The sequence below is a fragment of the Acinetobacter sp. GW821-FHT01E09 genome (assembly GCF_059422385.1).
The window spans coordinates 1559026-1573655 of the sequence record NZ_JBWKWU010000001.1 but is presented as its reverse complement, the minus strand read 5'-3'; the positions used below and the strand labels follow the sequence as shown (position 1 = coordinate 1573655).

The window sequence follows — 14630 nt, the reverse complement described above, 5'->3', positions numbered from 1 at the left end:
TTAAGCGCCTCGAACTGCAATAAGAGCCTCTGCAACCGCTTTCTTAAAGCGCGCAATAGCTTCTTCACATTCTTCTTGAGTAATGATCAATGGGCAAAGTAAACGAATCACTGTACCGCTACGGCCGCCTTTTTCTAACAATAATTTATTGTTAAAACATGCCGTTTGAATTGCAGCAGCCAACTGTGAATCCGCAGGAAGAGAACCCATATGATCCGCTTGCTTACGCTCATCCACAATTTCGATACCGATCATTAAACCGCGACCACGAACATTACCAATACATGGGAATTCTTGCGCTAATTTTTTCAATTCAGCTTGTAAGAAATCACCACGTTGTTGCGCATTTTGTGCAAGGTTTTGCTCTTTAATGGTATTGATCGTTGCAAGACCAGTACCCATTGCAAGTTGGTTACCACGGAAAGTACCTGTGTGACCTGCAGGTTGCCAAGCATCAAACTTACGTTTAATACCCAAAACAGCCAATGGTAAGCTACCACCCACAGCTTTTGACATCACCACAACATCAGGTTCAATACCAGCATGTTCAAAAGCAAACATTTTGCCTGAACGTGCAAAGCCCGCTTGAACTTCGTCCAAAATCAACACAATGTTATGACGCTCAGTCACTTCACGGATTTTTTGCAACCATTTCGCAGGTGCTGTAACCACACCGCCTTCACCTTGAATTGCTTCAAGAATCACAGCTGCAGGTTTAGTTACACCGCTTTCGACATCTTCAATGAAGTTTTCGAAATAATAAGTTAAGGCATCAACACCTGCTTCACCGCCAACACCCAACGGGCAACGGTATTCATGCGGGTATGGCATAAATTGTACGCCTGGCATTAAGCCATTTACCGCATTTTTAGCAGATAAGTTACCTGTCATCGCTAACGCGCCATGAGTCATCCCATGGTAACCACCAGAGAAACTGATAACTGTATTGCGACCTGTATAGGTTTTCGCCAATTTAATCGCTGCTTCTGTACCATCTGCACCAGATGGGCCACAGAACTGTAAGCAATACTCTTCTTGCCCACCCGGAAGTTGTGCAAGCAGTGCTTCAGTGAAAGCATCTTTTAAAGGCGTTGTTAAATCTAAAGTATGTAAAGGGAGACCACTCGCTAAAGTGTCTTGAATACTTTTAATCACCGCAGGATGGTTATGGCCTAATGCCAATGTTCCTGCCCCAGCTAAACAATCGAGGTACTTTGTACCTTCAACATCGGTAACCCAACAACCATGTGCTTCCGCTATCGCTAACGGTAATTTACGTGGATAACTACGAACATTCGATTCCATCTGACTTTGGCGAGTCAAGTAGTATTCGTTTGTGGAAGTGGCAGCAGGATTTACAGAAGTAACGCTCATATCGAATTACCATCTCTGATATGGGTTGAAAGAAATAAGTCGGGTGACTTGTGGTCCTTTGACTCGGTGCTTTATAGAAATCTAGTTAGAGTGCTTTTAATCTTCATAACTAGGAGCGCGATAATACAGTTTTTTACAAGAAAATAAATATCTTTTATGTACTTATCCACACTCCATTTATCGAAAAAAACATTTAGCTAAATCTAATTGGTTATTATCATCATACTATGTGACAAAGCAAAGAAAAGCCGATAATTAAAATCACTTTATAAATCTTAACCATTCTGATCACTTTTTATCACAACCAATCTCGATAAGCTTTTAATTTTTAAAATATTTTACTCAAAATAAAATTGCAATTCATATGCAAATTATTACAAATGCACCACAAAATCTGCCATAGTTTTCCGCAAACCAGATTTATGATTAAAAACAGATTCAATTTATACAATATATCTTTCGGTCATAAAATTTAGTCAAACAATTTTAAGGATTCATTATGCGTTATTTAGCTTTAACTACTTTACTCTTGGGAACCACACTGAGCACAATGACGATGGCAGCAGAAAATGACCCGTTAAACTATAATATTGTCAACGTTCAAGCAGATGCGACACGTCAAGTGTCTAATGATGAAATGCATGCTGTACTTTTTATTGAGAAAAACAACAAGCAACCTGCTGAGTTATCTTCTCAAATTACCCAGTTAATGAATCAAGCCATTAGCATTTCGAAAAAGTATCCACAAGTTAAAGTCGAAACAGGTTCACAAACCACTTATCCTGTTTATGACAATGACAACCAAAAATTGAAAGAATGGCGTGGTCGTGCAGAAATTCAAATCGAAAGTAAAGATTTTAAAGCGGCAAGCCAGTTAATCAACGAGTTGCAAACCAGCTTCCAAACACAATCGATTAATTTCACAGTGTCTGATGAACAACGTAAAAAAGTTGAAAATGAATTGATGGTTGAGGCTTCAAAGAACTTCCAACAACGTGCGCAAATTTTAACGCAAGCATGGAATAAATCGTCTTATAACTTGGTCAATATCAACATCAATACCAGCAACTCTTATCCGCAACCAGTATATGCAGCGCGTGCATCTATGGCTAAGTTCGAAGCTGCCGATGCAGTCGGTGGTCAGAACATGGCCGCTGGTGAATCAAAAATCACAGTCAATGCCAATGGTTCGATCCAGTTTAAATAATTTTTTGATGAGTATAAAGACCGTGCTTATGCACGGTTTTTTGCTATTGCAATATAAAAAAGTGAATATTTGATTAAAAAATCTATTAATTTGAATTAAACAATAGTTTTAAATGATAATCATCCTGATTTAAAAATATGCTTGAAGAGATTAAGATACGCACAATTTCAAATGCCTATCTCTTTATGAAAATTTCAAGCCATAGAACACCTGACTTCACCCTGTTTAAACCCTCACATCTCAGCCTTGCAATTGCTGTTTCACTTAGCTTTATATCCAATGCTGCTTTTGCCGAAGACAATCAAGAAACTTCAACACAAACACTTAAAACAATCACCGTACAAGCTGAAGGAAACTGGCTTGAAGCAGCCAATGCTGAAAAAGTTCACAAGCATGCAGGTGCACGTACCATTATCGATCGTAAAAAAATGGACGAATCTGCGGTGACCTCTATCCGTGATGCGTTAAAACAAGTGCCAGGGGTTCAGGTTCAGGACAGCAATGGCACAGGGGGGAGTGATGTTTCACTCAATCTGGGGGTGCGTGGCTTAACCTCTCGCCTATCACCGCGCTCCACGGTCTTGATGGATGGTGTTCCATTATCCTTCGCGCCTTATGGTCAACCACAATTGTCTATGGCACCTGTTTCTATGGGCAATATTGAATCTGTAGACGTTGTTCGTGGCGCAGGTTCAGTCCGCTTTGGGCCTCAAAACGTGGGGGGAATCATCAACTTTAATACTCGAGCAATCCCTGAAAAACTATCAGGCTCTGTTGGTTTAACCACAGAATTCGCCACAGGTACCGACCAACTCAAGTACAGTCCAAACCTCTTTATCGGCGGTACTATGGATAATGGTTTAGGTCTTGCGCTACTTTATTCAGGAACCAAAGGAAATGGCTATCGCGAAGCCAATAACGACATAGATATTGATGACGTCATGTTAAAGTCGTCATATCAGTTTACAGATGCAGATTCGATTGCACTTAATTTGCATCATTATGAAGGTCGTGGCGAAATGCCAGAAGGCTTAACGACTGCGGATTATGCCAAAAACCCATACCAGTCAAACCAATACCGTAACTATTTTGCTGGCCGTCGTTCAGATGTTTCTGTTAAATACAGCCATAAAGATGAACTCAATAACTTTGAAATCCTTGGTTATTATGTCGATTCATTCCGTACCAGTGATCTAGAATCAGCTGTAGAAGGTACTGCAAATAGTCGAATTAGTAATTCTCCACGTGATTATAAATATTTTGGCATTGAACCACGTTATTCACGCGCCTACACTTTGGGCAATATGAATAATGAAGTCACTGTCGGTTATCGCTACTTACAAGAAGACAGTTCAGAGTTTTCGGGTCGTACAGCACAATATAACACTGCAACAGGCACACCAGGTGAACGTCTTGCCAACACCAGCAGTGAAGGTGGAACCAAAGCCCATGCCGTGTATATTGATAACCGTTTTGGTCTAGGTGCACTAACCATTACTCCGGGTGTACGTTTTGAGTCAATTAAAACCCATAATGATTATACCGCCTTCCAAAATGGTAAATTCATCAATACGGTACATCCAAAAATCAATTCTGATGAGTTTTTACCAAGCCTTGCAGTGCAATACAATTTCAATGATCAGTGGAATGTCTTTGCCAATGCGGCGGTTTCTTTTGGTCCTCAACAATATAACCAATTGGCTAAAGTTGAAGGAAATAAAGCGATAACCACTTTAGATGGTCTGCATCCTGAAAAATCCAACAACTATGAAATCGGCACAAAATACCTCGGCAATGGTTTAAATGCTGAATTTACAGTGTTCTATTTAGACTTTGATAAAGAATTATTACTTGAACGCCCTGACAATATTGGTACAGGCATTTGGACCAATCTAGGTGCAACCAGTCATAAAGGTGTAGAGCTTGGCCTAAGTTATGACTTTGGTAATCTCTACGACTCTCTGCAAGGCTTAAAAGTCTATAGTAACTATACATTTACCAAAGCAGTGTCTGAGGCAGGTAAATTTGATGGTAAGGACTTACCTTATTATTCAAGACATGTTGGAAATTTAGGGCTTGGTTATAGCTTTGACAAATGGTCTATCAATGCAGATATGTTTGCTCAATCTAAACAACATGCGCCGGGTTCAGGCAATGTTTACCAAACTGTTGAAACGGCAGATGGTCGTACTGGTGATATCCCGGGTTACTCAACTTTTGCGGTACGTACTGGTTATGATTTTGGACAAGATTTTTACGGTTTAAAAGTTGCTGGTGGGATTAAAAACCTATTTGATCAAGAATACTTTACTCGTTCATCTGACTCTACAGGTGGTAAATACGTAGGACAGCCACGTACTTTCTATCTACAAACTTCTGTTGATTTCTAATTTTTTGAAAAACTTGTAGATTTACAAAGCATTTAAAACTAAAGCGCTAATCTCATAGATTGAGATTAGCGCTTTTTAATTACTTTTATTTGAATATATTCTATGATTATTCTCTTAAAATAGCAGTTAGAACAATCTGTAATGGAATACGAGACAATACTTCTGAGTTTAGGCTTCTTCGCTTTTTGTGCGGGTTTAATTGATGCTGCGGTGGGTGGAGGTGGATTAGTGCTACTCCCAGCACTAATGCATGCCTTTCCCAATCAAAGTCTCGCCACAGTTTTTGGAACCAATAAAATCATTGCCATGGCAGGGACTGTATCTTCTGCATTTGCTTACTTTAAGAAAGTTACGATCAATTGGAAACTTATATTACCCACAATGTTGGCAGCATTTATATTTTCTTTTTTAGGTGCAATGTCAGTTTCGTTGATTCCGAAAGAGTTGATGCGTTATATCGTATTCTTTTTACTGATCTTGATTGCGATCTACACCTTTGCCAAAAAAGACTTAGGTAAAGTCCATACTGTGTTACAGACGGGTAAGAAAGAAATTGCGTTAGGTTTATTTTTTGGCGCCTTAATTGGATTTTATGATGGAATTTTTGGCCCTGGGACAGGCAGTTTTTTACTCTTTCTGTTTGTGAAAGTATTTGCTTTTGATTTTTTAAATGCTTCTGCATCTGCCAAATTGGTCAATGTCGCCACCAATATTGCTGCCATGTTTTTCTTTATCCCTTCTGGGCATATTTTATGGATGGCTGGCATCATTTTAGCAGTTTGCAATGTTTTAGGCTCACTTGCGGGTACAGCTTTAGCATTTAAATATGGAAGTGGTTTTATTCGTATTTTCTTTTTAATTTTACTGGTATTTTTAATTGGCCGAATGGGCTATGACTTATTTATCGGTTAGTCATTCATACTTAATATAAAAATTGAATGAAGCCCACCAAAATGCGGGCTTCTAAACTAAGATTCTAAAAAAACTTCCTATGGAAGTTTTTCCAAAGATTCAAATCTTTTCAGCTTTATCTAAAAAGTATTGTGTGGCTTCAGTTAAATCCATATCTAATTCATTGGCAATAATGGCTAACCACCAAACACATTCACCTAACTTATGCTGCAACTCTTGTTGAGCATCGCCTTTGTGTAGCCACTTCCCTGTCTGCGCCATGACTAATCTGCCAACCAATCCAGCATCAGATAAAAATGCCAACGCATCCTCTTGCACTGTCCATTCAGCATGATGATTTATTCGCTCTAGCTCATGATAACGTTCTCTGATTTTTACTGAACGTGCTACAACCTCATCAACCGTTATTTTATGATCCATCATTTTGCTCGTTTAAAAATTAGAGCTTACTTGATTTTGTAAAATTGATTCGATTAGAAATGTAATGCGTTCAAAATTGAGTGTCTAGCAATAATCGCTATTGATACACTTTTTATGAGTGAAGCGTTCAAACATAATTTTATAAAATGATTTTTCTCAAAAAAGCTAAGTAAAATCAGGGCGCGCCCAGCGTTCACTCATATGCCAATTGACCAGATCAATAGCTGCATCACTTTCTAAAAATTCATTTTCATCTTCTAAAGCATCTTCATTCAGCTGATATAAGTCATTGTCTAAATCATCTGAAAATTGTTGAAGTAAATCGGTAATCGAGTTGGCGACCAAAATCCCAACATCATATTCATGATCAATAAAGATCACTTGGCCAATTTGACCAACGGCGGTGGGTGCTAAATCCACATACAAACCTGTGCGCCCACCATCATGCGCAAACTGGACCCAATCCCGATGGTGGGCATTGGTTGGATTGATTTGTGGGTCAGCATGTTGAAGAACAAACAACTCATCAACGAGATCCGCAAGATCAGCACGTTTATTTTCAATATTGGTCAGCGATAAAAATTCCATACCATAAAATAAACTGCCTAAATTTTCCTCTTCATTCATCCCATTATGCCAACAGTACAACTGTTTAAAATCATCAGGTAAATGTTTAGAAAGCCTTTGTTCAAATTGTTCTATATCTGAAATACTTGCCGCAGGATTGAGTGATTGATTTGCGATCTTTGCAGCATGTTGCACTAACCAATTTTGTATATTTTCTAATTGTTTTTGAATCATGTTCTTCTCATTTATCTTAATAACAGTCAAATAAACTTTACTGAAAAACCCAATCATTGACAATAAAAAAGCCACTTAAAAGTGGCTTTAGCTTTAGCAAATCAACTATTTTTTAAATGGAAATGCATATTTCACAATACGTCCAAGGACTTGACCATATTGCTTAAACAAACTTGCATTGTTGTAGTTTAAACCATACTTTTTACATACCGCTTCAACTTTAGGCGCCATTTTACGATAGCGACGAGCAGGTACTTCAGGGAATAAATGATGCTCGATTTGATGGCTCAAATGACCTGTCAAAATATGAAATGCTTCTGAACCAGTTAAATTCGAAGAACCGCGAATCTGGCGCATATACCAATGTCCACGACTTTCATCCTGTAAAACAGTTTTAGGGAACACTTCGACATCTTTGGTAAAGTGACCACAGAAAATGATACTGAATGTCCAAATATTACGGATACCATTAGCAACTAAATTACCTGTAAATACAGGTAAAGCTGCCGGGCCAGCAATCACAGGAAAGAAAAGATAATCTTTAAAAAACTGTTTACCAATTTTCTTTTGAGTCGGCTTCCACTCTTCTTTAAATTGCGCCCACGTTTTACGTTTATAAACCAATTTACCAATTTCAAGGTTTTGAATCGCAACGCCCCATTGGAACAATAGACAGAACGGAATTGCATATAAAGGCTGCAATAAAAAACCCGGTTTCCAACGTTGTTCTGGGAATAAACGCAATAAACCATAGCCAATATCATCATCCATCCCTTTGATATTGGTATAGGTATGATGCTTATAATTATGGGTTTGGCGCCAGTTGTCAGAGGTTCCAACAATGTCCCATTCGTAAGTTGTACCTTTAAAACGTGGATCATTCATCCAATCATATTGCCCATGCATGACATTATGACCGAGTTCCATATTTTCCATGATCTTGGCAAAGCTCAGTAAACCTGTACCAAGTAACCATGCTGGTGGGAACCAACCCGCAAATAAGCATGCTCGGCCTAAAATACTGCTATAACGAATAGCGGCATATACTTTTTTGATATATTTGGCATCTTTTTCACCAATATCATCTAAGACTTCTTGCTTAATTGCATCCAGCTCGCGCGCTAAAGCATCCAGCTCAGTCTGGGTCAGTTCACGGTTTTTGGTGTTTTTAAAATATTGAATTTTAACTGGCATATTCATGATAAAACTCGCTTAAAGATCAATAACTAAATCAGTTTGGGCAGTATTTACACAAATTCTCAGTAAATTATTCGGTTCAAAATTTTCTTGACCATTGACTAAGTTTTTTGTGGCACCCTGTGCTTTATTACACGCGCATTTATTGCAAATACCCATTCTGCAACCATGTTCTGGTTTGATATTTTGTTGTTCTAAACCAACTAAAATGGCTTGACCTTTAGGGATTGCAACCACTTTATTAGATTTGGTTAATGTGACATTGATATAACCTGTGTCATCAGAAATCACGGGGCTTAGGCTAAATGCTTCGCTTTTGAGTACTTTGGCCTGTTCAAATAATTGTTCAGCTGTTGCCACAAAACCTGAAGGACCACATACATACACTGTGCTTTGCTCAAGATTTTTAATGATATGTAAATATTCATTATTTAAACGTGCATCCGCAGGTACTTCTTGGGTATAGAACACATCAAATTTAAAATCGGGATACTGTTGGGCTAATTGTTCAAACTGTTGTTTAAAGGCAACGTCTGCATTTTTTTTAACCCAATACATTAAATGTACTGGCTGACGATCAAGCTGCTGGTTCGCTGCCAATGCCTGAATCAAGCTATACATCGGCGTAATACCACTGCCCGCAGCGACCAGAATCAATGGACTGACAACTTGAGGCAATAACATATCACCATAAGGTCGACCAAATTCAATCACCTCACCCACTTGGGCATGTTCAAACAACCAGTTACTCACAATGCCTTTTTCTACTTTTTTTGCCGTGAGTAATACATGTTGCGTATCTAATTGAGTCAGACTATAGGTACGTTCATAACGACGACCATTGATTTCGACAGTGATTGGATGATGCTGCCCGGCTAACCCCATTTTAAACAAACGGTTAATTTTGATGGTTAAGCTGATCGTATCTGCGGCGGATTGTTCTTTTTCAACAATTTTCCCCAAAGCTTGTTGAACTGACCACAATGGATTAATTTTCTGTAGCCAAAAATTAGTCGTATGAGTACCTAACACCATATCAAATATAGCGTTTACGGGAGATTTTTGCTTTTCAATAGCGTGCATACTAGGCTCACCATCTGAGTGATTTTTAATTATTATACACATGTATATATATTTGTATATACGCGTGTATTGTATCTAGACATTTCATTTATGTAATGACAAAGGCTATAATGAAAAAAATATTTTAACTATTTGATACTTTATGAATCCAACGTCCGTATTACCTCAGAACCCAGCTACCCTTCAAGATCAAATTCATGAGCTTGAAAAAGTTTCTGTACGTACTGTTGGACGCAAAGCGACAATTACCAAAGAAGAATTATTCCAAGCCGCCTTAAATTTGATTGGACCGCAAAAAAGTATTTCCTCTTTAAGTTTAAGAGAAGTTGCTCGTGAAGCTGGGATTGCGCCAAATAGTTTTTATCGTCACTTTAAAGATATTGATGAGTTGGCGATTGAACTGATTGATCGTTCAGGTGTGGTGCTTCGTCAAATTTTGCATGAAGCTCGAATCAAGGCAATCAGACAAAGCAGTATTATTCGCAGTTCAGTTGAAGTATTTATTGAACAACTAGATGCCGATGAAGGTAACCTCAGTTTACTACTGCGTGAAGGTTATACAGGATCAAAGCAATATAAACTTGCTGTAGACAAACAACTTAATTATTTCCAACAAGAACTCCAAGAAGATTTGATTCGAATAGAACGCATCAATCACAGTAAATTAACCCATCCTGATTTAGTCGCCAAAGCAATTACTCAGCTGGTATTTAATATGGGTGCCAAGGTGATTGATTTACCGATTGCTGAACGTAAAGAAGTCGCTGAACAAACCATGGTGATGATTCGTATGTTACTCGAAGGTTCGCGTCATTTAGACGAAGCGCAAATTAAATAATAGCTATTCTTTCATAGCCTATTAAATACAAGTATCAAGACCCTATGATCAGTCACAATCAACAAAATATTCGTGTAGGCATACTGGGTGTGACTGGCCGCATGGGACAAATGCTGGTTCAGGCCTGTCTCAATGCGGGACTAAACATCACTGTTGCTACAGCAAGAGTTGCAAGTGCAGCGATTGGTCAGGAACTAGGACAGTATCTCAATATAGCACCATTAAATGTGCTCATTTCAGATCGTTTGGAAGACGTCATTCAGCATTGTGATGTGGTGATTGATTTCACTACAGCAGAAGCATTATCGCAACATTTAAAAATTTGTCAGCACGCTAAAAAGCCGATGATTATTGGTATCACTGGTTTATCTGAGCAATTAAATCAACACATTGCTCAAGCCGCACAAGATATTGCTATCGTGCATTCAGGCAATTATTCCATTGGCGTCAATCTTAGTATTGATCTGGTTCGAGTTGCTGCCCAATTATTAGGTACAGGATTTGAAGCTGAAATCATCGAAGCACACCATCGACAAAAAATAGATGCGCCATCAGGTACTGCATTGATGTACGCAGAAGCGATTGCTCAAGTCAGAGCACAATTGCTCAGCGATTTAGCGGTCTATCAACGCCATGCTCAGGTTACTGAGCGAACACCCCAACAGATCGGTTTACAAGCTATACGTGGTGGTGACATTGTTGGTGAACATAACACAATATTTTATGGTCATGGGGAACAGGTCGAAATCAAACATATTGCAAGCAATCGGATGAACTTTGCGACTGGTGCAATTCGTGCCGCAATGTGGTGTATGTCTCAACCCGCTGGCTTATATAATATGCATGACGTGATTCATTTGAATCACTCGCTTTAATAGCGCTCTATGTACTGCTCAATGTACGCAACAGTAAAATTTTTCTGATCAATCCACGATAGTGATCTTTTATCTTTCTATAACGTTTTTTAAAGACTTTTCACCCAGTATTCAGACCAAATATTTTCACATTGAATTAAGCTTTGTATTTAAAAATAGCTATCTCGCCACGAGTTAGAGTGATATAAATCTAACTTGGTATTTTTATATTCCCCTATACATCAATTGTATAATTGAGCTCTATTCACATGAAACTGTTAAATGATCGTCAAAGTATTATTGCAAGTTACTTACTCATGCTGATCTTTTTGTCTTTACTGATTCCCTTGCATCTCTTAGCGTCATTTTTTGCAGGTTTTGTTGTTTTTGAAATCATCAATAGTTTAGGTAGCATTACAGAAAGATATATTGATGGTCAAAGAGCGCGCTTGACCATTAGCATTATTCTTGCCATTTTTATTATTTCTTTGATTGTGCTCAGCATTACTGGGTTAATCAGCTTTGTTCAACACGATTTGCAAGGTGCGGGAATCAATGCCATCAGTGACCAAGTCGATCAGACCTTACAAAAACTACAACTTGAAGTGGCACAATATATTCCAGGATTTATTCCTTATTCACTCACTGAATTAAAAGATCAAACCTTTGATTTAATCAAAGATAATTTATCCACCTTAAAAAGTACCGGAACAGGCTTTTTACATAATTTAGCCACGATGTTGATTGGTATGATTGTGGGGATCCTTGTCTCATTAAACCAACTGCGCCCACAGCCGGATCAGCCAGAATTTAAGCGTGCCATGATCACACGTATTGAAAACCTTTCTTCATCTTTTAAAAATGTGGTGTTTGCTCAGTTTAAAATTTCGTTAATCAATACCTTTTTATTTTTGATTTTCTCTCACCTGATCCTCCCTGTTTTTGATATACATTTACCTTTTGCCAATACCTTAGTGATCCTGACTTTTATTTTTGGATTAATTCCAATTGTCGGAAACTTACTCTCCAATACCATTATTGTTATGGCAGGTTTAACCATTTCAGTATCTACCGCTGGTATCGCATTACTTTATCTGATTTTTATCCATAAACTGGAATACTTTATTAATGCCAAAATTATTGGCACAAAAATCCATGCAGCGTCATGGGAGGTGTTATTGGCAATGTTAGTCTTTGAGTCGTTCTTTGGCTTAGCGGGTTTAATTGTTGCACCCATTTTCTATGCCTATCTCAAGTTAGAACTTAAACAAGCCGAAATGATTTAAAGCTGAAATGATTTAAAACATAGTTCATTTGAGTCATCAAGAAACCCTTCTTTTAAAGGTATGAAGTATTACTTTGTAAAAGAAGAAAATTAAAAAAAGCCTGAGTTGATCAACATTACAATTCAGGCTTTTTTGCTAATAATACCAATGTAGTTAAAAACTTTTATTCCCAGACCACTTCTCGTTTCTGTTGTGCCCAAGCGTCTAAGAATGGCTCATAGCGACTTTCAATTTTATTACGTTTAATTTTCATCGTTGGAGTAAGTAAATCATTTTCCATGGTCCATGGTTCATTGACTACGACAAAAAAGCTGATTTTTGCATGAGGCTCCAGTTCTTCATTGATCTTCACTCTTAATGCTTTTAAGGCGTTTTCAATTTCATCTCGCTTCGGGTTCTGCTTCAGACTGTTACGAATATCTTCAGCCAACATAATAAAGGCAACTGGTTGTGGTTGGCTTGAACCACCAATACATACAGATTCAATTAAGGCCTGATTTCCGATTTTTTGCTCAGTCGGAACTGGCATGATGTATTTGCCTTTACTTGTTTTAAAAATATCTTTAATTCGACCCGTAATTTTTAACCGCCCTTCTGCATCGATCTCGCCCAAATCCCCCGTACGTAAAAATCCATCTTCGGTCATATCTTCTGCAGTTTTTTCAGGATTTTTATAATAGCCCAACATGGTTCCTGGGCTTTTTACCAGAATTTCACCATTTTCATCAATTTTACACTCCACTTTAGGTTGGGCATGCCCCACATAACCACTGGCAAACTGCCCCACACGTGTCACATGCGAATAACCACAATTTTCAGTCATGCCATAGACTTCAAGTAACTCTAAACCTAAATTTCGATACCATAAAATAATATCTGTAGGTAGCGGTGCCGCAGCAGTAAATGCATAACGGACATGATTTAGCCCGAGTTTAGTGAGTAATTTCTTTTTAACCAACTTACCTAACACAGGTATTTTAAATAAAACCTTTTGTATATGGAGCGGTATTTTTTCATTAACGCCCAAATAGAACTTGGTCCATAAGCGCGGTACCGAAAAGAATAATGTAGGTTTGGCACGATTCAAATCTTCAACAAAGGTTTCAATTGAATTTGCAAAATACACGGTAAAACCGCAAACCATCAATGAAGATTGAATAAAAATACGTTCTGCAACATGTGCAAGTGGTAGATAAGATAAGGCTCGATCAGATATTGTCACTTGATAAGTTAATCTGAGCTCACGAGCAGCCGATAAAAGTGTCGCAAAACTTTGCATAACTCCTTTAGGTACACCCGTACTACCAGACGTATAAACGATGGTCGCTAAATCATTTTTATTGGGCAAGATTGGGTTTTCTAGTGGGGCAACAGATTGCACAATATCATTCCATTGCGGTGCATCGAATTCAGGTGATAATGCCAAACGCACGCAAGCTAAATCTTGCGGAATGATTGTTTTTACCTCATTCCAGCTATCCGCTTTACCGTCCAATTTTCCAATAAATAAGAGTTTGGCTTCACTGTGGTTGAGTACATAAGCTGCACCTTCCGCATTGAGTGTTGGGTAGAGTGGGACTGAGATATGACCTGACATCCAGATCGCTAAATCTGCCATAAGCCAATGCGCACTATTTTTACCATAAATTGCAATCGCACTCTTTTCAGGCAAGTTTAAAGACTGTAAATAACTCGCCATACTGCGAACTTGTTGTGCAACTTCCGACCATGTGTAATGCACTGCATTGCCATTGGCCAATGGTTGTACAAACACATCTTTTTGCGGTAATTGCTTTTCCCAATGAAGTAGATAGTGCACATGGGTATCATGAAACTCAACAAAATCCTTGTTTTCCATATCATTTCTTCCATTATTTTAAGTTTTTATCTTGGCTATAGACCGTTGCTTTCGAACTTGTCTATTTGGATACACAATACTGAATGATCAAATTACATGGGTGGGTAAACTTTATCTCTAAAAGAAAAAATCGAGATCAAAGTACACTATTTAAATAGCATAAAAACGGTTGCAATGTATACAACAAACTCCCTGTAAATCGTTCATTGATTTTTGTTGTAAAGTAGATCTCATTCAATGATACATGGGGTTTCTATGATGTGGTGAAATTGATGAATGGTCCATAGCCCCCCCATACAAGACATGGTCATATAAATGGTACAATGCTAGTAATTAATTTTTATAAATTGGTATAACTTTTACATTTAAAATCAAATAAATAAAAACAACCCAATAATTGATTATTTAAA

General features: G+C 38.0%; 12 protein-coding genes. 6 read left to right on the top strand and 6 right to left on the bottom strand.

What is annotated here, in order from left to right:
• Positions 1–1374, bottom strand: a complete 1374-nt coding sequence (locus AC07U8_RS07200) for a diaminobutyrate--2-oxoglutarate transaminase (RefSeq protein WP_004721690.1) — start codon at positions 1372–1374, stop codon at positions 1–3.
• A 499-nt stretch (positions 1375–1873) separates the two neighbouring features.
• Here AC07U8_RS07200 and AC07U8_RS07195 point away from each other — a divergent pair, with 499 nt between their 5' ends.
• The 3 genes from AC07U8_RS07195 to AC07U8_RS07185 all read left to right on the top strand — a co-directional run bounded on the left by AC07U8_RS07195 (position 1874) and on the right by AC07U8_RS07185 (position 5883).
• The gene (locus AC07U8_RS07195; RefSeq protein WP_004721692.1) at positions 1874–2581 is read left to right on the top strand and encodes an SIMPL domain-containing protein; all 708 of its coding nucleotides are present in this window, start codon (positions 1874–1876) and stop codon (positions 2579–2581) included.
• Between the two features lie 185 nt (positions 2582–2766).
• On the top strand, positions 2767–4971 hold the full coding sequence (locus tag AC07U8_RS07190) for a TonB-dependent receptor family protein (RefSeq protein WP_270384567.1): 2205 nt from the start codon (positions 2767–2769) through the stop codon (positions 4969–4971).
• 141 nt (positions 4972–5112) lie between these two features.
• Positions 5113–5883: a sulfite exporter TauE/SafE family protein gene (locus AC07U8_RS07185; protein WP_004820319.1), complete on the top strand. Its 771-nt coding sequence runs from the start codon at positions 5113–5115 to the stop codon at positions 5881–5883.
• A 99-nt stretch (positions 5884–5982) separates the two neighbouring features.
• On the opposite strand, the gene AC07U8_RS07180 is transcribed toward AC07U8_RS07185, so the two are convergent.
• The 4 genes from AC07U8_RS07180 to AC07U8_RS07165 form a co-directional block, all read right to left on the bottom strand.
• Complete coding sequence (locus tag AC07U8_RS07180) at positions 5983–6303, bottom strand: nucleoside triphosphate pyrophosphohydrolase family protein (protein WP_004721698.1); 321 nt, start codon at positions 6301–6303, stop codon at positions 5983–5985.
• A 165-nt stretch (positions 6304–6468) separates the two neighbouring features.
• Positions 6469–7104 carry an SMI1/KNR4 family protein gene (locus AC07U8_RS07175; protein ID WP_004820316.1) on the bottom strand — a complete coding sequence of 212 codons (636 nt, stop codon included), beginning with the start codon at positions 7102–7104 and terminating at the stop codon, positions 6469–6471.
• A 105-nt stretch (positions 7105–7209) separates the two neighbouring features.
• Entirely contained in the window at positions 7210–8304 is a 1095-nt protein-coding gene (locus AC07U8_RS07170) for a fatty acid desaturase family protein (protein WP_004721703.1), read from the bottom strand.
• Between the two features lie 12 nt (positions 8305–8316).
• On the bottom strand, positions 8317–9384 hold the full coding sequence (locus AC07U8_RS07165) for a ferredoxin reductase (RefSeq protein ID WP_270384557.1): 1068 nt from the start codon (positions 9382–9384) through the stop codon (positions 8317–8319).
• A 142-nt stretch (positions 9385–9526) separates the two neighbouring features.
• Between AC07U8_RS07165 and fabR the strand changes: the two genes are divergently transcribed.
• The 3 genes from fabR (at position 9527) to AC07U8_RS07150 (ending at position 12362) form a co-directional block, all read left to right on the top strand.
• The gene (fabR, locus tag AC07U8_RS07160; protein WP_004721706.1) at positions 9527–10222 is read left to right on the top strand and encodes an HTH-type transcriptional repressor FabR; all 696 of its coding nucleotides are present in this window, start codon (positions 9527–9529) and stop codon (positions 10220–10222) included.
• 44 nt (positions 10223–10266) lie between these two features.
• Positions 10267–11097, top strand: coding sequence for a 4-hydroxy-tetrahydrodipicolinate reductase (dapB, locus tag AC07U8_RS07155; protein WP_270384555.1), 831 nt, complete (start codon positions 10267–10269; stop codon positions 11095–11097).
• A gap of 248 nt (positions 11098–11345) precedes the next feature.
• Positions 11346–12362: an AI-2E family transporter gene (locus AC07U8_RS07150; RefSeq protein ID WP_004820310.1), complete on the top strand. Its 1017-nt coding sequence runs from the start codon at positions 11346–11348 to the stop codon at positions 12360–12362.
• 163 nt (positions 12363–12525) lie between these two features.
• Here the strand turns inward: AC07U8_RS07150 and AC07U8_RS07145 are convergent, their stop codons facing one another.
• On the bottom strand, positions 12526–14220 hold the full coding sequence (locus tag AC07U8_RS07145) for an AMP-binding protein (RefSeq protein ID WP_034617787.1): 1695 nt from the start codon (positions 14218–14220) through the stop codon (positions 12526–12528).
• Positions 14221–14630 lie beyond the last annotated feature (410 nt).